21 protein-coding genes are annotated in these 19,622 nt (G+C 62.7%); 9 read left to right on the top strand and 12 right to left on the bottom strand.

Features of this window, described 5'->3' with window-relative positions:
* The first annotated feature begins 24 nt into the window (after nt 1-24).
* Nucleotides 25-1,383, top strand: a complete 1,359-nt coding sequence (locus BSG19_RS16945) for a TIGR02594 family protein (protein ID WP_170866022.1) — start codon at nt 25-27, stop codon at nt 1,381-1,383.
* A 62-nt stretch (nt 1,384-1,445) separates the two neighbouring features.
* Here the strand turns inward: BSG19_RS16945 and BSG19_RS16940 are convergent, their stop codons facing one another.
* From BSG19_RS16940 to odc2, 4 genes are all read right to left on the bottom strand, one after another.
* Nucleotides 1,446-2,492, bottom strand: coding sequence for a serine hydrolase domain-containing protein (locus BSG19_RS16940; RefSeq protein WP_092989227.1), 1,047 nt, complete (start codon nt 2,490-2,492; stop codon nt 1,446-1,448).
* A gap of 79 nt (nt 2,493-2,571) precedes the next feature.
* Entirely contained in the window at nt 2,572-3,021 is a 450-nt protein-coding gene (locus BSG19_RS16935) for a glyoxalase superfamily protein (protein ID WP_092989226.1), read from the bottom strand.
* A gap of 218 nt (nt 3,022-3,239) precedes the next feature.
* On the bottom strand, nt 3,240-3,833 hold the full coding sequence (locus BSG19_RS16930; protein ID WP_092989225.1) for a GNAT family N-acetyltransferase: 594 nt from the start codon (nt 3,831-3,833) through the stop codon (nt 3,240-3,242).
* Between the two features lie 114 nt (nt 3,834-3,947).
* Nucleotides 3,948-5,081, bottom strand: a complete 1,134-nt coding sequence (odc2, locus tag BSG19_RS16925) for an ornithine/lysine decarboxylase (RefSeq protein ID WP_092989224.1) — start codon at nt 5,079-5,081, stop codon at nt 3,948-3,950.
* A gap of 664 nt (nt 5,082-5,745) precedes the next feature.
* On the opposite strand from odc2, the gene BSG19_RS16920 reads away from it, so the two are divergent.
* The 3 genes from BSG19_RS16920 to BSG19_RS16910 all read left to right on the top strand — a co-directional run bounded on the left by BSG19_RS16920 (nt 5,746) and on the right by BSG19_RS16910 (nt 8,500).
* The gene (locus tag BSG19_RS16920) at nt 5,746-6,645 is read left to right on the top strand and encodes a LysR family transcriptional regulator (protein WP_092989223.1); all 900 of its coding nucleotides are present in this window, start codon (nt 5,746-5,748) and stop codon (nt 6,643-6,645) included.
* A 137-nt stretch (nt 6,646-6,782) separates the two neighbouring features.
* Complete coding sequence (locus tag BSG19_RS16915) at nt 6,783-7,439, top strand: DUF1007 family protein (protein ID WP_092989222.1); 657 nt, start codon at nt 6,783-6,785, stop codon at nt 7,437-7,439.
* Nucleotides 7,433-8,500 carry a nickel/cobalt transporter gene (locus BSG19_RS16910; protein WP_092989221.1) on the top strand — a complete coding sequence of 356 codons (1,068 nt, stop codon included), beginning with the start codon at nt 7,433-7,435 and terminating at the stop codon, nt 8,498-8,500. The genes BSG19_RS16915 and BSG19_RS16910 overlap by 7 nt, the downstream gene beginning before the upstream one ends.
* A 32-nt stretch (nt 8,501-8,532) precedes the next feature.
* Here the strand turns inward: BSG19_RS16910 and BSG19_RS16905 are convergent, their stop codons facing one another.
* The 4 genes from BSG19_RS16905 to BSG19_RS16890 form a co-directional block, all read right to left on the bottom strand.
* Nucleotides 8,533-8,742, bottom strand: a complete 210-nt coding sequence (locus BSG19_RS16905; RefSeq protein ID WP_092989220.1) for a hypothetical protein — start codon at nt 8,740-8,742, stop codon at nt 8,533-8,535.
* Nucleotides 8,739-9,437, bottom strand: a complete 699-nt coding sequence (locus BSG19_RS16900; protein ID WP_092989219.1) for a GNAT family N-acetyltransferase — start codon at nt 9,435-9,437, stop codon at nt 8,739-8,741. The genes BSG19_RS16905 and BSG19_RS16900 overlap by 4 nt, the downstream gene beginning before the upstream one ends.
* A 140-nt stretch (nt 9,438-9,577) precedes the next feature.
* Nucleotides 9,578-10,291: a tellurite resistance TerB family protein gene (locus tag BSG19_RS16895; RefSeq protein ID WP_092989218.1), complete on the bottom strand. Its 714-nt coding sequence runs from the start codon at nt 10,289-10,291 to the stop codon at nt 9,578-9,580.
* Nucleotides 10,292-10,614: 323 nt separating this feature from the next.
* Entirely contained in the window at nt 10,615-11,253 is a 639-nt protein-coding gene (locus BSG19_RS16890; RefSeq protein WP_092989217.1) for a 2-dehydro-3-deoxy-phosphogluconate aldolase, read from the bottom strand.
* 192 nt (nt 11,254-11,445) lie between these two features.
* Between BSG19_RS16890 and BSG19_RS16885 the strand changes: the two genes are divergently transcribed.
* The 5 genes from BSG19_RS16885 to BSG19_RS16865 all read left to right on the top strand — a co-directional run bounded on the left by BSG19_RS16885 (nt 11,446) and on the right by BSG19_RS16865 (nt 15,110).
* Entirely contained in the window at nt 11,446-11,970 is a 525-nt protein-coding gene (locus tag BSG19_RS16885) for a CYTH domain-containing protein (RefSeq protein ID WP_092989216.1), read from the top strand.
* On the top strand, nt 11,955-12,854 hold the full coding sequence (locus BSG19_RS16880; protein ID WP_092989215.1) for a CHAD domain-containing protein: 900 nt from the start codon (nt 11,955-11,957) through the stop codon (nt 12,852-12,854). The genes BSG19_RS16885 and BSG19_RS16880 overlap by 16 nt, the downstream gene beginning before the upstream one ends.
* 74 nt (nt 12,855-12,928) lie before the next feature.
* Nucleotides 12,929-13,621 (top strand): helix-turn-helix transcriptional regulator, encoded by a 693-nt coding sequence (locus BSG19_RS16875; RefSeq protein ID WP_092989214.1) that lies wholly within the window; start codon nt 12,929-12,931, stop codon nt 13,619-13,621.
* Nucleotides 13,622-13,705: 84 nt separating this feature from the next.
* Nucleotides 13,706-14,077 (top strand): VOC family protein, encoded by a 372-nt coding sequence (locus BSG19_RS16870; RefSeq protein WP_092989213.1) that lies wholly within the window; start codon nt 13,706-13,708, stop codon nt 14,075-14,077.
* Nucleotides 14,078-14,165: 88 nt separating this feature from the next.
* Nucleotides 14,166-15,110, top strand: a complete 945-nt coding sequence (locus BSG19_RS16865; protein ID WP_092989212.1) for an oxygen-dependent tRNA uridine(34) hydroxylase TrhO — start codon at nt 14,166-14,168, stop codon at nt 15,108-15,110.
* Between the two features lie 108 nt (nt 15,111-15,218).
* Here the strand turns inward: BSG19_RS16865 and BSG19_RS16860 are convergent, their stop codons facing one another.
* From BSG19_RS16860 to BSG19_RS16845, 4 genes are all read right to left on the bottom strand, one after another.
* Complete coding sequence (locus BSG19_RS16860) at nt 15,219-16,583, bottom strand: GH1 family beta-glucosidase (RefSeq protein WP_092989211.1); 1,365 nt, start codon at nt 16,581-16,583, stop codon at nt 15,219-15,221.
* A 185-nt stretch (nt 16,584-16,768) separates the two neighbouring features.
* Nucleotides 16,769-17,146 (bottom strand): hypothetical protein, encoded by a 378-nt coding sequence (locus BSG19_RS16855; RefSeq protein ID WP_139274789.1) that lies wholly within the window; start codon nt 17,144-17,146, stop codon nt 16,769-16,771.
* A gap of 112 nt (nt 17,147-17,258) precedes the next feature.
* On the bottom strand, nt 17,259-18,443 hold the full coding sequence (locus BSG19_RS16850; protein ID WP_092989209.1) for a Gfo/Idh/MocA family protein: 1,185 nt from the start codon (nt 18,441-18,443) through the stop codon (nt 17,259-17,261).
* A 27-nt stretch (nt 18,444-18,470) separates the two neighbouring features.
* Nucleotides 18,471-19,523 carry a sugar phosphate isomerase/epimerase family protein gene (locus tag BSG19_RS16845; protein ID WP_092989208.1) on the bottom strand — a complete coding sequence of 351 codons (1,053 nt, stop codon included), beginning with the start codon at nt 19,521-19,523 and terminating at the stop codon, nt 18,471-18,473.
* Nucleotides 19,524-19,622 lie beyond the last annotated feature (99 nt).

Here is a 19,622-nt window from a genome sequence, read left to right as displayed (position 1 = left end):
TTTCCGGAAAACGGGAGAAGTGACATGCAGCAGATCATCGACGTCGCCCACAATGTCGGGCCTTATGCGCAGAAGCTTGCCGATCTCGGGGTCGTCTCCGTGATCCGCTACTACAACAACCGCAATAGCAGTTCGCTGCCGTCGAAGTGCCTGAGCAAAGGTGAGCTTGCTGCCCTCCATGGAGCCGGCCTCAGCGTGGCCGTCGTGTTTCAGGCCGGCGGCGGCGCGAACGGCAGACTGAGCGATCTCTCCGACGCCAATGGCATTCGCGATGCGCGGCGCGCCTTAAAACTGGCGACGGAACTCGGCCAACCCACGGGCTCCGGCATCTATTTCGCGGTCGATCACGACTATGTCGCGCCGGCCGATCTCGCCCAGATCGCACGCTACTTCGAGAAGGTGAAAATCGAGCTTGGCGGACGCTATGTCCTCGGCGTCTATGGGTCGGGTCTTGTCGCCCGCAGACTTCACGACGCGGGTCTCGTGGATCTCATCTGGCTCTCCGGCTCGCTCGGATGGTCAGGCACGCGAAGCGCGTTGAGAGACGGTCTCTGGACCCTTTTCCAGAAGGACATGGAGCAGGACCTCCCGTTCGGCGGCATCGACTATGACGGCAACGTCTTCAATTCGGCAGCGGCAAGCTTCGGTCAATTCTCGGCTGAAGGCCCGGTAGAAACACCGCGCACCGTCGGCGCATCCGCCACTTACACCATCACCGCACGCAGTGGCCTCAACCTGCGGGCTGGCCCCGGAGAATCCTTCGGCGTTATTCAGAAATACCCGTTGGATACCCTCGTACGCGGCGTGAAACGCATCGGCGACTGGATGCAGATCGACATCCAGGGCGACGGCGTGTCGGACGGCTATATGCACAGTTCCTATCTCAAGGCAGAGATTGGTGGCCTCCCGCTGGCCTTCACCGGCAGCATCACATCGAAGCCGATCGACATCGCCAAGGCGGAACTGGCGTCGGGCGTCGCGGAAATTCCCGGATCACAGCACAACCCCCGGATCGTCATGTACCACGCGACCACCAAGGGCGGAAAGGCGCCGGACGAAACGCCATGGTGCTCATCCTTCGTCAACTTTTGCGTCGAGCAAGCGGGCATCAAGGGCACGGACAGCAAGTGGGCAATGTCCTGGCATGATGAAGGCTGGGGTAACGACGTCACGGCCGCCCCGCAAGCCGGCGACATCGTCGTCTTCCGTCGGACCGGAAATGGCGCCAATGGCGGACACGTGGCATTCTTCCAGTCCATGACGGACACCACCATCACCTGCCTCGGTGGCAACCAGGGCGATCGCATCAGCGTCTCCAGCTATCCGAAAAACGGGCCAAAGGGCGCGTACCAATACCGGCTTCTGTCCATCCGCCGCGCCTGAGGGCGGACTGCGCCCGGATGCGGAGATCCTTGCGACAGCAACACCGCAAGGGTCTCTTTTGATCAGGTGCCCGAGGTCGAGATAATCCGGGCAAGCAGATCATGAAGATCGTCGCGGTAACCGGTTCGGGCGGATGGCGCGCTCTCGTCGGAGGTCATCGCGACCGTCATCTTGAGGTCGGGCACGATGTAGAGCATCTGCCCGCCAAAGCCCCAGGCAAAATGAACCTGATGCCCGCCCATCTCCCGGGTGAACCAGCCATAGCCATAACCATCGCCCGAGAACTGCGACTGTGTGCGCACGGCCCAGGATTGCGCTACCCAATCCTCCGACACCACCTGCCGCCCTTCCGGCGTTCTCCCGCCATTGCGATAAAGCTCGCCGAAGGCCAGCAGCGAACGGGCGCTCATCGCCATCTGGTTGCCACCGAGATAGACGCCTTGCGGATCACGCTCCCAGGCTCCGATGCGGAAGTCCTTGACCGGTGCAAACCACTCGCGGGCCAGCGCCAGCGTCGATTTCCCCCCGACCTTGGTGAGAATGGCCGAGAGCAGATGCGTCGAGCCGGTCGAATACAGCATCTGCCCGCCGGGTTCGTCCACGAAATCCGCAGCCAGCGCAAACCGGACCCAGTTGCCGCTCGATACCCACCGCCCGTAGTCCGGTCCGGACATCCGGTCCAGCCCCGCCTGCATGGACAGGAGGTTGCCGATGGTGATCCTTGCCAGACGCGGATCCGGATCGGCCGGCAGATCCCGCGAAAGAATCGGCGCAATCGGCTGATCGACGCCGGTCAGCAAGCCTTTCTCGATCGCGATTCCGACCAAGGCGGAAATGATGGTCTTGGAGGCCGATTTGATATTGGTGCTCTCCGTCGTCTTGTTCGACCGGTAACCCCGTTCGGTGACGATCTGCCCGTTGCGGGCGACGACGACTGTTTCCAATGGCGAGAGACGGGCGGCGTCGTTCAGCACGCTCGACAGTCGCGTCGTGTCCAGAGAGGTTGCGGCAGCAGCCGGAGCGGCCGTCGTCTGAGCAAAGGCCGGGGAACAGCCGAGAATGCCCGACAGAGCGAGCGCGAGGGCGGATGTGGAAGAGATCGATTTCATGAAACCGAGGTAGGCATTCTCGGCCGTGCCGCAAGGTAGCGGCGCGCCTCTCGCGCCGCCCTCACGTCAACGTGACGCCTTACCATAGCAACTCGACATGCGGCCTGCCGTCCGACGTCTTCGCCGCCGTTCGCCCGGAGGCGTCGATCGTGCAGTGAACCCGCTTGCGGAACGCCGAGAAGCTCTCGAAGGTCACGACATCGACAGGTTCGTCGAGATCAAGCGTCAACCGGTATTGCCCCGCCTGCGCCGTCAGCGCCTGCACACCGAGAACCTGCGCCTCGAATGGCTGGCCGAGATAGAAGCCACGCACGCGCGAACCCAGTTGATAGGGATCGAGCGGCGGCCGGTTTCCAACACTGGCATGCAGCGTATTCCAGTCCCGAAAGCCATATTGCTCGGCGACCGTTTCCAGCGCACGGGAGTGGGACATATCGATACCGCGAGCGGCAAGGGAAGATCGAAGTCGCTTCGCCTGCGCCTTGAGCGCGTCGAGGCAAGGCAACGGATTTGATGATGACGGTTGCATCGGAATCTCTCCAGCAATGGCATGCCGTGATATCCATGGTGTCCGCATTGCCATCGGGAGCATGCCGGGAGGGATGACCGAAAGACGACAGGAGAGACTTCACCAAAGCCGGAAAGACTTGCGGACGGCCGGGGCTCTCACCCGTACCGCCGCATGCTAGTTCAGGCCTGTCGCCAAGTCAAACAGCCGCCCGGCGATCGTCCAACGACGCGGTAGCGTCAGGCAACCTTCCGCATCGGCATCACCTGGGAGAGCTTGCGCCCGCTGGCGATCAGCATGCCGGCAGCGCCCTTCAGCCAGCCTTCCTTCAGCTCGAGGCCGAGGAAGCGATGGCGTTCGAACGGACCCGGCATGACGAGATGCTGGGCATGCTGCGCCTGAAAGCCGAAGCGCTCGTAATAAGGCGCATCGCCCACGAGCAGGATGGCGCCATGTCCGCGCAACGCGGCTTCGCCGATCGCCGCGCGCATCAGCGCGCCGCCGACACCCTTGCCCTCCTGCGCGGCATCGACCGCGAGCGGACCCAGCAGAAGCGCCGGAATGGCACGACCTTCGGCATCGACACCCGCATCGACATTCCACAGGCGCACGGTGCCGATCACATGACCATCGCAATCGCGCGCGACCAGTGCCAGACCTTCGGCCGGCACACGCCCGCGGCGGATCTGCTCGGACGACTTGCGGCGACGGTTCGGGCCCATGGCGCGATCGAGCAGCCGCTCGCGCGCAACGATGTCGCCGGGGTTCTCGGCGTCGATGGTGAAGGCATTCTGCGCGAAGAAGGCGCGGACAGAATCAAGAACAGCGGCCATAGCAAGGCCTCCCGTACTCAAAACCGATTCAAACGGTATCGAAGGATCATTGTGAAGGCGCGGTTCCCGTGACCGGGAACCGCGGGCACCCGTGAACGGGAACCTCAGGTAACGTCAGATGACGTAGGACTTCAGCGGGTCGAAACCGTTGAAGGCGACGGCCGAGTAGGTCGTCGTGTAAGCGCCGGTGCCTTCGATCAGAACCTCGTCGCCGATCGTGAGAGATACGGGCAGCGGGTACATGTTCTTCTCGTACAGCACGTCGGCCGAATCGCAGGTCGGGCCGGCGAGCACGCAGGGCTCCATCTCATCCGCATCATGCGCGGTGCGGATGGGGTAGCGGATTGCTTCGTCCATCGTCTCGGCGAGACCACCGAACTTGCCGATGTCGAGGAAGACCCAGCGGTGGTTGTCATTGTCCGACTTCTTGGAAATCAGGATGACTTCCGCCTTGATGACACCCGCATTGCCCACCATGCCGCGACCTGGCTCGATGATCGTTTCCGGGAGCTGGTTGCCGAAGTGCTTGCGCAGCGCCGCATAGATGGCCTTGCCATAGGCTTCGGCCGAGGGAACGTCGCGCAGGTACTTGGTCGGAAAACCACCGCCCATGTTGACCATCTTCAGCTCGATGCCCTGCTTGGCCAGCTGCACGAAAACGCGCTTGGCATCGGCAAGAGCCACGTCCCAGGCATCGACCTTCGTCATCTGCGAGCCGACATGGAACGAGACGCCGTGGGAGACGAGACCGAGCTGGTGAGCGTAGACGAGGACGTCGACGGCCATCTGCGGTACGCAGCCGAACTTGCGCGACAGCGGCCATTCGGCACCTTCGCCATCCGTGAGGACGCGGCAGAACACGCGGGCACCCGGAGCGGCGCGCGAAACCTTCTCGACTTCCTCATGGCTGTCGACCGCAAAGAGCGAAACGCCGAGTGCGTGCGCACGGGCAATGTCGCGTTCCTTCTTGATCGTGTTGCCATAGGAGACGCGCGAAGGGGTCGCACCGGCGTCCAGCGCCATTTCGATTTCAGCCACGCCGGCGCAATCGAAATTGGAGCCGAGACCGGCGAGCAGACGCAGGATTTCCGGCGACGGATTGGCCTTGACGGCATAATAGATCGAGCTGTCCGGCATCGCGTGGCGGAAAGCCTTGAAATTGTCCCGGACGACATCGAGATCCACGACAAGGCAAGGGCCTTCCGGGCGACGGGTGTTCAGGAAGTCGATGATGCGAGCAGTCGTCATGGTTCAATCCCAATACGTTAGGCTTCACGATCCGCGAGGAAACCTCGCCGAGGTGTGAAGGACAAAGGGCGTACGGGTGCGCGTTCGGATACCAGCCGGTGGAGACCCCGGAATCCTAACATGCGCTCGTACAGCGCGAATTGTGGATGAAGCCCGCCGAGGCGTTCATCCGGCTTTGTCTGCCATGGATTGGAGGTTGGAACCTACCGCACGTCCGGCAATGAAGGTGTGCCTCTTCAGTAACCCCGGCTGATGGAAAGCCGGCAGAGAACAAAAAGGCCCGCACCGTCGTTGCTTCAAGATGTCCTCGCAATTCCGGTTGGCCGGAAAAACGACTGGAGCGGTTAGATCCAGGTACCTTACCGATTTCCTCACCAAACGAGGGATCGGCGGACACCCACAGGCACGTGCGACTTTGGGCAAAGCGGAGATAAGAAAGATCACTGTCGTAATCAAGCGTTTTTTGATCCGCGCCCGATTTTTTTGAACCTCGCCGCAAGCCTCGCACAAGCTTCGAACAGCGCACGGATGGGCGTCCGCCCCCTCCCTGATCGTCAACAGGGTTGCGGACACCGCCAACCCTATGTTTTGAATGACAGGGCGCGATAATGGTTCCCGGAAAATGCCGGCCCAAACGAACCGGAGCCGCGCCAGGGGAGCCAAGATGGACACACTGACACGCATCCGCGCCTTCATCGACGTCGTCGATGCCGAGGGCTTCTCCGCTGCCGGCCGCCGTGTCGGTCGCTCCAAGGCGCTGCTCTCGAAATATGTGCGCGAACTGGAGGACGAACTCGGTGCTCTCCTTCTCAACCGTACCACACGGCAATTCTCCCTGACGGAAGCCGGCCACATCTATTATCGCACCGCTGCCGAAATCCTGAAGGAGATCGACAACCTCGCCGATCTCGTGCGTGCCGGAAACAGCGACCTTAAGGGGCGCCTGCGCATCTCCGCACCCCGCACCTTCATCGATGCGGATATCGGCCAGTCCCTCATCGACTTCGGCCTCGCCCACCCTGAGCTGTCGCTGGAAATCATTTCGGACGATCGCTTCGTCGATCTGGTCGAGGAAGGTTTCGACGTGGCCATCCGCATTACCCGGCTTGAGGATTCGACGTTGATCGCGCGCAAGCTCGACGACTTCCACGTCAAGATGTGCGCTTCGCCGGCCTTCCTCGAAAAGCACGGGCCGATCTCCCATCCCTCGGATCTCGCCCACATGCCCTGCGTGATCGACACCAATGGGCGCTCCTATACCAACTGGCGTTTCGTGGAGCAGGATGGAACGAACTTCTCCGTGCCGGTCAGCGGCCCGATGGAGGTCAACAGCCCGCTGGCGAGCCTGCGCGCGGCCGAATCTGGGCTTGGCGTCGCCGGCGTTCCCGACTTCATTGCCCGGCAGAAGCTGGAGGACGGCAGCCTTGTCGCGGTGCTGGACGATTTTCTGCCGCATGATCGCGGCATCTATGCCATCTACCCCCACCGCCGGTATCTGCCGACGAAAGTTCGCACACTGGTCGATTTTCTACATGGCTGGTTTCGCAAAAGGGCGGATGCGTAAGACGACGAGACCAGCCGCAGCGCACCTGTCCCAATTCCGTCTACTTTAGGCGGGATGACAGGACCACCTGCTCCGCGTCTGCGTCGGACACGAGATCTTTTGAGCCGGAAGCGCTCTAGGCAAGGACATTGTTTTCCATGAGACGTACCCTTTCGTCGCGAAGCCTGCTTGCCGGGCTTGCCGCAGCGCTCATTCTGCCCGCGCAGGCTTTCGCCCATCCGCACATCTTCGCGGAGGCACGCCTGGAGGTCGTCTCCGACGAGACGGGTCATATCAGCCAGTTGCGCAATGTCTGGCGCTTTGACGAGCTGTTTTCGGCAAGCGTTCTCCTCGATTTCGACAAGAACTCCAACGCCACGCTCGATCCGGACGAACTGGCCGAGGTCGGGCAGACCGTTCTGGATTCGCTCGCCGAATACAATTACTACACGACGATCTACGACAACGGAAAGCTGGTGAAGGTTTCGAAACCCGATGCGATCCATGCCGACTTCAAGGACAACCAGCTGCTGCTGATCTTTGCCGTCAAGCCGGCCGAGCCCATTCCGTTGAAGGGCACCATGTCTTTCGGCATCTACGACCCGACGCTCTACACCGCGATCGATTTCCCGAGCGATGGCGATCTCGCCGTCGTCGGCGACAAGCTCGCAGCCTGCAAGCACAAGGTGGTGCGACCGGATCCGGACGAGGTGATCTCGCAGAACCAGTCCACGCTGACCGATGCCTTCTTCACCGACCCGACGGGCACCGACATGTCGAAGCTCTTTGCGACGAGGATAGAATTCACATGCTGACCCGCGCTCTTCGCCTTCCTTTCATCGTCACCGCCCTGCTGGTCGTGGCTGCCGCCAGCGCACATGCCCAGTCGCCGCTCGGCATCGGCACGGCCGAGCCGGCGTTCAACACATCCGGATTTCTCGGCGGGTTTCTTTCCTGGGTGAACATGGAGCAGCAGGGCTTCTACCGCACCCTGACGGACGCGCTGAAGGGCATGCGCGACAATCCCTGGCACCTCTGGTCGCTGGTGGGACTGTCCTTTGCCTATGGCGTCTTTCATGCGGCCGGCCCCGGCCATGGCAAGGCGGTCATCTCGTCCTACATGATCGCCAACGAGACCGAATTGAAGCGCGGCGTCACGCTGTCCTTCATGTCGTCCTTCCTGCAGGGCGGCGTCGCCATCCTTCTCGTCGGCGCCGCCTATCTGGTCCTGCGCGGAAGCTCGATCTCGATGACGCAGGCCACCACCTTCCTTGAGCGCGTCAGCTACGCTCTGGTCGCCGCCTTCGGCGGCTGGCTGCTGTTCCGCAAGATGCGGGCGCTGGCCCGCCCCTCGCAAGCGCCGGAATTCGCACTCGCCGGCGGCCCGGATTTCGCGCATGCGATACCGGAAGCCGGCGATGGACATCATCATCGGCACGCGCACGGCCACGACGACCACGCACATGGTCACGCAGGACACGCACACGGTCCGGGAGAGGTCTGCTCCAGCTGCGGCCACGCGCACTCGCCCGACCCGTCCATGCTGAAGGGCGACCGCTTCCAGCTGCGCGAGGCCTGGTCGGCGGTGCTGGCCGTTGGTCTGCGTCCCTGCTCGGGCGCGCTGATCGTTCTGTCCTTCGCGCTGCTGAACGGGCTCTATCTCGGCGGCGTTCTGTCGGTGCTGGCAATGTCGATGGGAACGGCGATCACCGTTTCCGTGCTTGCCACCCTCGCCGTTACCGCCAAGGACATCGCCGTGCGCTACGCATCGAGCGCCGGCACGGCCATGCGGATAACGAACGGCATCGAGATCTTCGGCGCGGTCCTCGTTCTCGGGCTCGGCCTCGCTTTGCTTGGCGCATCGCTGCAGGGCTGAGCCCCTCACCGGCGGCCCCTCACCTGCGGCCCTCACCTGCGGCGTTGATAGCGGGCGCGAAGCCAGAAGACGAAAAAGAAGGCCAGCACGAACACCGTGCCGACGAAGGCTGCAAGATAGGGCGAGATGGCGCCCAGGTAGATCATGGCTCTGGGCAGGAACAGGAATCCGGCGCCGAAGACCAGGAGAAAGACCGCAGCGGCAATAGCCGCCGACCTGTCCCGCCTATCGAGCTTCTTCATGCGGCACCGCTTACGGCGGCAATCTCCGCGCGCAGGTCTTCCAGACGCCGGCGCTGCCGCCCTTCGCCATCGAAGTTCTCGGGCGCGAGCCATGCCTTGAAGGCCGCGTCGAGCACCGGCCACTCGCCATCGATCATCGAGAACCACGCCGTATCGCGGTTGGCACCCTTGGAGACCATGTGCTGACGGAAGATGCCTTCGAAGGTGAAGCCGAGCCGCGCTGCCGCGACCTTGCTCGGCGTGTTGTCATTATGGCATTTCCACTCGTAGCGGCGATATCCAAGGTCTGCGAAGACATGCCGGGCCATGAGATAATGTGCTTCGGTGGCCAGAGGCGAACGCGCCATGGCATCGCCATGCGCGACCGAACCAACTTCAACGACGCCGTAGGTTGGGTCCGGCCGCATGTAGCTTGCCATGCCCACGACATTGCCGCTGGCCTTGTCTCTGAAAACCAGCGTTACCCAATTGACTTGGGCCGCATCGAGCCATTCCCCAAAAGCGTCGGCACCGACGAATGTCGATTGCGGGAAATAGCGAAGCCGCTCGTTGATTGCGAGACCGCCAAAGGCATCCCAGAGCGCCTGAAGGTGCCGCGCCCGATCATACGGCTCGAGCACGATATAGGCGCCTTCGAGCGTCACAGGCTTCGGCGCCGGGCATCCCGCCCAGCCGGTCAAATCGCGGTTCGTCATATCATCCTCGCCCAGATCGAGACCAGGCCCTATCCGGCAGTCAGCCGGCAGACCTCGCTTTTCGGCATAGGCGAAGGTGCGCGGCGGCGCAAATGCATTCCGGTGATACGATCATCACCGCCGCGCATGGAGAAGCGATGTCAGATGATCGAGGGATCGACCACGGAAGGGCTGCTGCCGGCCGGAACCTTGGCGGAGGCGACCGTAGCCTCGATGTGATCCACCAGTGCATCCGGCAGGCCGAGGCGGCCGGCGAGCATGTCGAGGTAGCCGCGCTCCGTGCGGCTGTCCGGCTCGATGGTCAGGCGGGAAGCCGTGTAAAGCTCGACCTTCTCCTCCTCCGTGCGGGCGGCGGCCACGAGACCGTCGATATCGACCGGGCTCGCAAGCTCGTCACGCAGGAAAGCTTCCGCCTCGCTGTCGAGCCCGCTGGCACCCACACGCTCCATGATACGCGCACGCTCGCTCTCGTCGATATGCCCGTCGGCACGCGCGGCCGCGATCATGGCGCGCACGAGAACGAGCACGAAATCATTGCGCACGACGGAAGGCGAGATGGAGAAGCCGGAATGATCCGGCGGCGGCAGGATTTCCGGTGCGGTCTGCGGATCGACCCGCTGCGGTGCCTGTCCGGCCTGATAATTCTTGTAAGCGGTATAGCCGAGGCCGGCGATGGCGGCGAGCCCCCCGAGCTTCAGCGCCGTGCCCGCGATGTCGCGTCCGGTGCCAGTGCCGAGCAGAACGGCAGCGAGGCCGCCGGTCTTGAGCGGATTGTTGCGCGCCATCTGAACGATCTGCCCGGCCTTGTCCTTCATCGAGCCGCCACCCAGAAGGCCCCCAAGCGCACCGCCCATCGAACTTCCGCCCGCACCGCCAAGGAAACCGCCTTGAGACCCCGATTGCGATCCGGATTGCGATCCCGAACGATCCTGTGTGCCCTGCCCCCCGAGCCCTTGAGATCCGAGAAACTGGTCCAGCAGTTTTTTCGCGTCGAACATCCTGTCGTCAACCTCCTGATTGGTTCATCTGTGGAGGAGAGATAGGAGGCCGCATTCGGAAAACAAATGCCGCCTCTGGACGGTCGCGCGACGGCTTACCGAAAGCGATAAAGCGGATCAGCCACCTAAATGACTGATCCGCCGAGCGTTTCCGCACTGTTCCCTGTCGGGCCAGCCACTTAAGCTGTCAGTGCGCAGGCTTCCGATGCCAGCTTTGTGATGCCGGCCCAGTCGCCAGCAGCAACCAATTCCCTAGGCGCGACCCAGGAGCCGCCCACGCAGATGACGTTGGGCAGCGAGAGATAGTCCTTGGCGTTCTTCAGCGTGATGCCGCCGGTCGGGCAGAACAGCGTTCCGGCGAGCGGTGAGGACAGCGACTTCAGAAAAGCTGCGCCGCCTGCCTGCTCGGCAGGAAAGAACTTCATGACATCATAGCCTTCGGCCCGCAGGATCATCGCTTCGCTGGCCGTGGAAGCGCCCGGCAGGAAGGATGCCTCGTGATCGTCAGCCGCGTCCAGCAGATCGGGCGTTGTGCCCGGGCTGACGATAAACTGCGCGCCGGCCTTGACGGCAGCTGCATAGTGCTCTGCATTGAGAATGGTGCCAGCGCCGGTTACGGCACCTTCGACCTCCTTGGCGACCGCCTCGATGGCCCCAAGCGCTGCCGGCGTGCGCAGCGTGATTTCGATCGCCTTCAGGCCGCCGGCCACCAATGCCCGGGCGAGCGGCACGGCCGTCGCGAGGTCTTCGATGATGAGCACCGGCACGACCGGCTGCAGCTTGAGGACGGACAGAAGGCGTTCGGTTTTCTCGATCATGCGGCTTCACTCCTCAATCGATTGAATCTTCCTCCGCAATACCGCCCGCATCCGCCAATGTCGAGATGCCCCGGCCTTCTTGTGTGGCAGTATCGCGGGGTCAACATGGTGGACTTTCGCGGTTTCTGAATTACGTTGACCGTGTTGAAGGATGCGACCCGAGGCGTGGGCGAGGGCTGGGCGAGGACTGGGATGGCCAAGGAAATCGAACGGAAATTCCTTGTGAGGCACGAGGGCTGGCGCGCAGAGGCCGGACCGGGCGTCGCCATGCGTCAGGGTTATCTCGCCGCCATGGACGACCGCACCGTTCGCATCCGCCTGATCGATGACGAGAGTGCCCGGCTGACCATCAAGATCGGCACCGGCATGCTGACGCGGGACGAGTTCGAGTACGATGTACCGCTCGATGACGGCGAGGAACTGATCGCCTCCGCCATAGGCACCGTGATCGCCAAGACGCGCTATCGCGTACCGGGCGGAACACATGTCTGGGAAGTGGACGTGTTCGAGGAACCCTATGCCGGGCTGATCGTTGCCGAGGTCGAAATGCGCACCGAGACCGACGACCCTGTTTTACCGGACTGGATCGGCGAGGAGGTGACGGACGACCGGCGCTATTCGAACTTCGCGCTGGCAACGCAAGAGGACAAGCAGCGTCCGGACCTGCAAGCCGACACACGCCGAGAAGAACAGGAACGATCATGGCCTACAGATTGAAACCCGCGAAACGCTTCACCGATGAATTCCAGCGCATCGCAGGGCGAGAACTCGACAAGGCTATATCGGCACTGGAACTCCGGCCGGAGGGAAGCTCAAGGGCGATCCACGTCGCGCGCCGCTGCCTGAAACGGACACGGGCGCTACACCGGCTTGCCGCATCCGAAGCGCGCAAGTTCTACAAAATCGAAAATGCCCGCCTGCGGGACGCCGCCCGCACCGTTGCCGACCTCCGCGATGCGACCGCGCTGATCGACACCGCGGCGATCCTCGCGGAACGCCTGTCAGGAGAAGATCGGGCCGCGGCCGAGCGCGCGGTCGAGGCGTTGCGTGTCCGTAAGGGCTGGGTGGTAACGGCGGAGGGCGACCTCGATGAAACGATCGATGCGATGATCGCCGAATTGCGCAATGCGAAAGCGGCGGTGGGAAAGCGCCGCTTTGCCAATGGTGTCCGCCCGACGGCCTACATGCTGGCAGCGGCGTGGCGGAAGGCGATGGAGCGTGCGCAGGTTGCCCTTGCCGCCTGCCACGAACAGCCGACGCCGGAGAATTTCCATACGCTGCGCAAGCGCACGCAGGACTATCGTTTTTATCATCTCCTCCTTCAGTCAGCCTGGCCGGGCGTCATTCTGGCACGCGAACGGCAGGTCAAGGCGCTGATCGACCGCCTGGGCTTCATCCACGATCTCGCCGTTCTGGGTGAAACGCTCGCACGCGAACCCGAGCTTTTGCCGCCACACGACATCGCGATCCTGCGCCACGCCATCGGCCTCGAAATGCGATCCGAGGAGCGCCACGCGCTCGGCGGGGCCGATGCCCTCTTCGGCGACATCGCCGGCAAGGAGGCCGAGCGTATCGCCATCCTCTGGCTCGCGGCAGCCTGAGGCGGCGCACGTCCTTTTTTTGTCGACAAGCAGACCTGTTGAGAAGCGCGGCGTACGCGGCTATGCCTCAGCGCATGTCCCGCTCCGCCCGCCTTCTCGATCTCCTCCAGATCCTGCGAACCCACCGCCGGCCGGTCAGCGGTGCGGTATTGGCGGAAGCGACCGGCGTCAGTCTGCGCACGCTCTATCGCGACATCGCAACGCTGCAAGCGCAAGGGGCCGACATCGGCGGCGAGCCGGGCCTGGGCTACGTGCTCAGGGAAGGCTTCCTCCTGCCGCCGATCATGTTGTCGAGCGAAGAGATTGAGGCGCTGGTGCTCGGCGCTCGCTGGGTTCGTGCCAATACCGACGACCGCCTGAAACAGTCCGCCATGCATGCGCTCGCCAAGATCGCCGCCGTTCTTCCCGAAGACCTGCGCCGGGAGCTGGAAACATCCGCCCTCCTCGTTCCCAAAACGCGCCGCAAGGACAGCCCGGAGCAGGATCTCGCAGCCTTGCGCGATGCCATCAAGGCAGGGGTAAAACTCGACATCGCCTATCGCGACGAGCGGGCGCAGGAAACCAAGCGTCGTATCTGGCCGATCGCTCTTGGCTATTTCGAATCCCTGCGCATCCTCGTCGCCTGGTGCGAGTTGCGGCAAGGGTTTCGGCATTTCCGCATCGACCGCATGATCGAGGTCACGCCGACGCAGGAGCTCTATCCCCGTCGCGGCGAGGTGCTTCTGGCGGAATGGCGCCATGAGAACGGCATCGTCCACGATCTGTGACGAGCGCGTTCCATGCTGACAGAAACTGACAGGGCCCCAACGTAAACCTGATCCGCCAGACAGTCTGGCCATCAGGAGACATTCATGCAACCGACCTACATCCTTCTCGTCGTCAACGATCCGCTGGAAAGCGCCGCCTTCTACGAGAGCATTCTCGGCACAGCCCCGGTGGAAGCACAGAAGACCTTCGCCCTCTTCCGCATGAACCCGACGACCATGCTCGGCCTCTGGTCGAAACATACGATCGAGCCGCGTGTCTCCGTCGCGCCCGGCAGTACCGAACTCTGCTTCGTGCTGGACAGCATCGAGGCCGTGAACGAATGCCACGATAGGTGGAAGGCACAGGGCCTGCCCATCCTGCAGGCGCCGGTCGAAGCCGATTTCGGCTATACGTTTACCGCCACCGACCCTGATGGTCATCGCCTGCGTGCATTCCGCCCTTCGCATCAGGGGTAACATCAGGACAGGCCACTCTCAACGAGCAATCCGGCGGCGCGCAGCCGGGTGATTGCACGCGCGCGCCGAACGCGGTATTTCACCGCTTATGACGAACAGCGCAACGACACTGCCCCCGGAAGCCCAAGGCGCGTTTCTGGTAGCGGCCCTTTATCACTTCGCCCGGCTCCACCGGTTCGCGGATCTGCGCGATCCGTTGCAGGCCGTCTGCGACGAGAACGGGGTGAAGGGCACGCTTCTTCTGGCGCAGGAGGGCGTCAACGGCACGATCGCCGGCACCGACGCCGGTATTGCCGCCGTGCTCGCCTTCCTGCGTTCGCAGCCGGAATTTGCCCAACTGGAACACAAGGAAAGCCGGGCGGCGGCCATGCCGTTCCTGCGCATGAAGGTGCGGATCAAGAAGGAGATCGTCACCATGGGCGTCGAGGATATCGACCCCCTGACGATCGTCGGCACCTATGTGGAGCCGAAGGACTGGAACGCCCTGATCTCGGATCCCGAAACGCTCGTGATCGACACGCGCAACGATTACGAGACCGCCATCGGCACCTTCCGCGGCGCGCTCGACCCGCAAACCAAGACCTTTCGCGAGTTTCCGGACTGGGTGAAGAACAATACCGGCCTGCACAACAAGCCGAAGATCGCCATGTACTGCACCGGCGGCATCCGCTGCGAGAAGGCGACGGCCTTCATGAAGAGCCAGGGCTTCGACGAGGTCTACCACCTCAAGGGCGGCATTCTGAAATATCTGGAAGAAACGCCGCCGCAGGAGAGCCTGTGGGAAGGTGCCTGCTTCGTTTTCGATGATCGCGTGTCGGTGACACACGGGCTTGGCGAAGGCGAGCACACGCTTTGCCATGCCTGCCGCCAGCCGCTGACGCTGGAAGAGCGGGCCTCGCCCGTGCATGAGGAAGGTGTCGCCTGCGTTCACTGTCACGACACGCGAACCGACGAGGATCGCGAGCGCTACCGGCAGCGCCAGCGCCAGATCGAGCTTGCGAAGAAGCGCGGTTCCAAGCATCTGGGAAGCTGAGGACGGAAGCGTCGTCACGCTTCCGTTCGTTTACGCACGACCCTGGTCCGGCAGGACCGAAGACCAATCATCGGAAACGGGCAAGCTCGCTGCGATGTTTTGCTTTGCTCAGTGATTTCCCTTGGGAAGCGAACGTGCAAGATCGCCGTACCAGAGCCCGCTCTTCTTGATGGTGCGAACCTGGGTGTCGTAGTCCACATGGACGATGCCGAAGCGCATGCGATAACCTTCGGCCCATTCGAAATTGTCCATCAGGCTCCAGGCGAAATAGCCCTTCATCGGATAGCCCTCGGCAATCAGGTCGGCCGTCACGGCCAGATGTTCGGCGATATAGTCGAGGCGCGGCTGGTCGTTCACTTCACCGTTCTCGACATCCATATTATAGCAGGCGCCGTTTTCGGTGATGTAGCAATCGGGCAGGTCGTAGCGTTCGTTGACGGTGCGGATGAGGTCGCCCAGAGCCTGCGGGTAGATCTCCCAGCCGATATCGGTCTTATCAGCGCTGACGACTGGCGCCGGTGTCGTCGCGGGAAACTCGGCGCCCTCGGTCGGATCGTCGCTGACGCGCATCGGCGTGTAGTAGTTCACGCCCCACCAGTCGAGCTTCTGGCTGATCACGGCCATATCCCCGGCCTCGACCTCCGGCATACGCGAGCCAAGGGCCTTGAGCACGCTATCGGGATACGCCCCCTTGAAGATAGGGCCGAAGAAAACGCCATTGTGAAAATCGAATGCCCGTTCGGCCGCAGCCTTGTCAGCCTCGCTATCGGTGCCGGGATAGACATGCATCGGATTGATGACGATGCCGACCGGCAGGTTCGCCCGCTCTTCGCGCACGGCGGCAACACCAAGGCCGTGGGCAAGATTGGTCACGTGCATCGCATGCAGCGCCGCTTCCATGTTCCTCTCGCCCGGCGCATGTATGCCGTAGAGATGGCTGAGCCAGACCGAGCACCAGGGCTCGTTGAAGGTGGCGACCGCGTCCAGCCGATCGCCGATGCGTGCGATGACGGTGCGGGCATAGCGCTGGAAGGCAAACGCCGTGGAGCGCGCCGTCCAGCCGCCGTCGCCCGCCAGCGTCAGCGGCAGGTCCCAGTGATAGAGTGTTGCGAACGCCTTGATGTTGCGTGCCTTCAGCCCGTCCACCAGCCGGTCGTAGAAATCGAGGCCCGCTTCGTTGACCGGTCCGGTGCCATCGGGAATGATGCGCGGCCAGGCGATGGAGAAGCGATAGGCCTGCACGCCGAGGCTCGCGATGAGGTCGAGGTCTTCCTCCAGGCGATTGTAGTGATCGCAGGCAACGTCGCCATTGTGCCGGCCGAAGACGCGACCCGGCATGTTGGAAAACGCATCCCAGATGGACGGCTTGCGCCCGTCGGCTTTCGATGCGCCCTCGATCTGAAAAGAAGCAGTGGCAACCCCGAACAGGAAATCGCCGGGAAAGCGCGCGGCAAGCGTCTTGGGATCGGTCATCACTCGTGTCCTTTTTCAAACGATAGAGCGGAGGGTCCATCCGCTTGCGTCGCTGCCGTATATGCAAGGTCTCGAATGTCAATGCGAGCCTGTGGATATCGGCCTTGCCTTGTCAGGGAACAGACATTAATCGCACGAATATGAACCGCCGATGAGCAGCGTTTTCAAATGCTGATGTCATCGCTTCAGCGCCGTTCGTAGATGGCCCTGATAGAGCGGGATTTGCCATCGCGATCAATGCCATTCATCTCCATATGGAGCCGATCATCGATCATCGAGAAGGAAGCCTGAAACCTCGTATCGGACAGGCTGTTGGAGGATTTCGACCAGAATCCGTATCCGTGAACGGGACGTCCGGCCTCGACATGGTACGCCGAAGCGGACCAGCCATTGTTGGCGCCGATCGTCAATCCGCTCCCGCCGCGCGCGATAACAAGGGAACACCTGTCGCATTTCCCGGCGTTCGAGCGGATCTGCTGCCAGTGCCCGATAAATTGCTCGCCCTGCTCGGCTGCCTGTACCGGAGGCGAGGCAAAGCCGATGGCAAGAAACAGCAATGGCAAAAAGAACGCTCTCTCCATAAGCCAAGCCTAAAATGACTGCTCACGCCTGTAAAGACCGCTCTATTGCCACTGGTTAACGCTTGAATATGTCCGCCAAACGCCTCTCCGGGTTTCAGACCTTCACCCAGGCTCCGTTCCGCTTCGACGAGCGCACGCAGGCGTCCACGAACAGCATGCCCTTCATCCCGTCATCGATGGTCGGGTAGACCACGGCAGGGTCTACCGTGCCGCCCGAGCGCTTCGCCTGGATGGCGCGGGCCGCTTCGGCGTAGATCGTCGCGAACCCTTCGAGATAGCCTTCGGGATGGCCGGAGGGGATGCGGGAAACACGATTGGCCTCCTCAAGCGCGCCGGCACCCATGCGGGTCAAGAGCTGCTTCGGCTGGCCGAAGGGCGTGTACCAGAGGTAGTTCGGGTCCTTCTGCGTCCATTCAAGTCCGCCCTTGGTGCCGTAGACCCGCACCTGAAGACCGTTCTCGTGGCCCGGCGCAACCTGACTGCACCAGAGAAGGCCCTTTGCGCGCACGCCGTCCTTATCCTTGAAGCGCATCATGACATGGGCGTTGTCATCGAGCGCACGGCCTTCGACGAAGCTGTCGAGATCGGCCGCGAGTTCCTCAAGCTCCAGTCCGGAGACGAAGGCGCCGAGATTATAGGCATGCGTGCCGATATCGCCGGTCGAGCCGCCAGCGCCCGAACGCGCCGGGTCCGTGCGCCATTCCGCCTGCTTGGAGCCCGACTTCTCCACCGCATCGGTCAGCCAGTCCTGCGGATACTCCACCTGAACGAGACGGACCGCGCCGATATCGCCGTTGGCGACCATGGCGCGTGCCTGCCGCACCATGGGATAGCCGGTATAATTGTGGGTCAGGATGAACAGTGCCTCGCTCTCGTCGGCGAGCGCCTTCAGCTTGCGGGCGTCACCCAGCGTCGATGTCAGCGGCTTGTCGCAGATGACGTGGATGCCGCGTTTGAGGAACTCCCGCGCCGCTTCGTAATGCACATGGTTCGGCGTGACGATCGCGACCGCTTCGATGCCGTCCTTCAGCTTGGCCTCACGGATCGCCATCTGCCGGTAGTCAGAATAGGTGCGGGCCGGATCGAGACCGAGCTCGAGCCCGGATGCCTGCGCCTTCTCCGGCGTCGAGGACAGCGCGCCAGCCACCAGCGTGAACTGGTCGTCCAGCCGTGCCGCCATGCGGTGCACCGCGCCGATGAAGGCACCCTGCCCGCCGCCCACCATGCCGAGCCTTATGCGCGGCTGCCGCGCCTCGCCTGCTTTACCTTCGATGGCCATTGATTGTCTCCGTCATCGTCCTTGATATCAGATCCCGAGCATCCGCCGGTTGGCGGCCTCGTCGGTGCCGCCGGTTGCGAAATCGTCGAAGGCCTTTTCGGTCACCCGGATGATGTGGTGCTTGACGAACTCGGCTCCCTCACGGGCGCCGTCCTCCGGATGCTTCAGCGCGCATTCCCACTCGACCACGGCCCAACCGTCGAAATCGTTCGCCGTCATCTTGGAGAACACGGCACCGAAGTCCACCTGCCCGTCGCCGAGCGAGCGGAAGCGCCCGGCCCGGTTCACCCAGCTCTGGAACCCGCCATAGACGCCCTGCCGGCCTGTCGGATTGAACTCGGCATCCTTGACGTGGAACATCCGGATCCGGTCCTTGTAGATGTCGATATTGTCGAGATAGTCGAGGCATTGCAGGATGTAGTGCGAGGGATCGTAGAGCATGCAGGCGCGGGCATGGTTGCCGGTGCGCTCCAGAAACATCTCGTAGGTGATGCCGTCATGCAGGTCTTCGCCGGGGTGGATCTCGTAGCATATATCAACGCCGCAATCCTCGGCATGGTCGAGGATCGGCTTCCAGCGCCTGGCAAGCTCGTCGAAGGCCGTCTCCACCAGACCTGCCGGGCGCTGCGGCCATGGATAGAGGTAAGGCCAGGCGAGCGCGCCGGAGAAGCTCGCCATCGCGTTGAGGCCGAGATGCTTCGACGCGGTCAGCGCAAGCTTGACCTGATCGACCGCCCATTCCTGACGCGCCTTCGGATTGCCCCGCACCTGCGGCGCGGCAAAGCCGTCGAAGCCTTCGTCGTAAGCCGGGTGGACGGCGACCAGCTGACCCTGAAGGTGGGTCGACAGCTCGGTGATGACAACGCCGTTGTCGCGCGCCTGACCTGCCAGATCGTCGCAATAGCCTTTGGACTCAGCAGCTTGTTTCAGATCGATGAGGCGCGCGTCCCACGTGGGCACCTGCACGCCCTTGTAGCCGATGTCGGCGGCCCATTTCGTGATGGCATCGAAGGAATTGAACGGGGCCTCATCTCCCGCAAACTGCGCCAGAAAAAGGCCCGGCCCTTTGATCGTCTTCATCTCGCAACTCCTCCATCCTGTCAACAGCCGCCCACGCAGCAATCCTGTCGGACAGACCCTCCGGTCTGCCATCGTCTGAAATTCCGCCCCCGCCTGCAA

It is taken from the genome of Rhizobium sp. NFR03 (genome assembly GCF_900111275.1).
Taxonomy (GTDB): Bacteria; Pseudomonadota; Alphaproteobacteria; order Rhizobiales; family Rhizobiaceae; genus Ferranicluibacter.
Note: the sequence above shows the minus strand (reverse complement) of the source record. Positions and strands in the feature narration are given on the sequence as shown.

What these genes read in the sequence shown, in the direction of transcription:
- BSG19_RS16885 (WP_092989216.1), top strand. Translation starts at nt 11,446, where the DNA reads ATGGCCAAGGAAATCGAACGGAAATTCCTTGTGAGGCACGAGGGCTGG.
- BSG19_RS16930 (WP_092989225.1), bottom strand. Translation starts at nt 3,833, where the DNA reads ATGGCCGCTGTTCTTGATTCTGTCCGCGCCTTCTTCGCGCAGAATGCC.
- BSG19_RS16850 (WP_092989209.1), bottom strand. Translation starts at nt 18,443, where the DNA reads ATGGCCATCGAAGGTAAAGCAGGCGAGGCGCGGCAGCCGCGCATAAGG.
- BSG19_RS16845 (WP_092989208.1), bottom strand. Translation starts at nt 19,523, where the DNA reads ATGAAGACGATCAAAGGGCCGGGCCTTTTTCTGGCGCAGTTTGCGGGA.
- BSG19_RS16905 (WP_092989220.1), bottom strand. Translation starts at nt 8,742, where the DNA reads ATGAAGAAGCTCGATAGGCGGGACAGGTCGGCGGCTATTGCCGCTGCG.
- BSG19_RS16880 (WP_092989215.1), top strand. Translation starts at nt 11,955, where the DNA reads ATGGCCTACAGATTGAAACCCGCGAAACGCTTCACCGATGAATTCCAG.
- BSG19_RS16935 (WP_092989226.1), bottom strand. Translation starts at nt 3,021, where the DNA reads ATGCAACCGTCATCATCAAATCCGTTGCCTTGCCTCGACGCGCTCAAG.
- BSG19_RS16890 (WP_092989217.1), bottom strand. Translation starts at nt 11,253, where the DNA reads ATGATCGAGAAAACCGAACGCCTTCTGTCCGTCCTCAAGCTGCAGCCG.
- BSG19_RS16910 (WP_092989221.1), top strand. Translation starts at nt 7,433, where the DNA reads ATGCTGACCCGCGCTCTTCGCCTTCCTTTCATCGTCACCGCCCTGCTG.
- BSG19_RS16920 (WP_092989223.1), top strand. Translation starts at nt 5,746, where the DNA reads ATGGACACACTGACACGCATCCGCGCCTTCATCGACGTCGTCGATGCC.
- BSG19_RS16900 (WP_092989219.1), bottom strand. Translation starts at nt 9,437, where the DNA reads ATGACGAACCGCGATTTGACCGGCTGGGCGGGATGCCCGGCGCCGAAG.
- BSG19_RS16940 (WP_092989227.1), bottom strand. Translation starts at nt 2,492, where the DNA reads ATGAAATCGATCTCTTCCACATCCGCCCTCGCGCTCGCTCTGTCGGGC.
- BSG19_RS16870 (WP_092989213.1), top strand. Translation starts at nt 13,706, where the DNA reads ATGCAACCGACCTACATCCTTCTCGTCGTCAACGATCCGCTGGAAAGC.
- BSG19_RS16860 (WP_092989211.1), bottom strand. Translation starts at nt 16,583, where the DNA reads ATGACCGATCCCAAGACGCTTGCCGCGCGCTTTCCCGGCGATTTCCTG.
- BSG19_RS16875 (WP_092989214.1), top strand. Translation starts at nt 12,929, where the DNA reads ATGTCCCGCTCCGCCCGCCTTCTCGATCTCCTCCAGATCCTGCGAACC.
- BSG19_RS16915 (WP_092989222.1), top strand. Translation starts at nt 6,783, where the DNA reads ATGAGACGTACCCTTTCGTCGCGAAGCCTGCTTGCCGGGCTTGCCGCA.
- BSG19_RS16895 (WP_092989218.1), bottom strand. Translation starts at nt 10,291, where the DNA reads ATGGGCGGTGCGCTTGGGGGCCTTCTGGGTGGCGGCTCGATGAAGGAC.
- BSG19_RS16865 (WP_092989212.1), top strand. Translation starts at nt 14,166, where the DNA reads ATGACGAACAGCGCAACGACACTGCCCCCGGAAGCCCAAGGCGCGTTT.
- BSG19_RS16945 (WP_170866022.1), top strand. Translation starts at nt 25, where the DNA reads ATGCAGCAGATCATCGACGTCGCCCACAATGTCGGGCCTTATGCGCAG.
- odc2 (WP_092989224.1), bottom strand. Translation starts at nt 5,081, where the DNA reads ATGACGACTGCTCGCATCATCGACTTCCTGAACACCCGTCGCCCGGAA.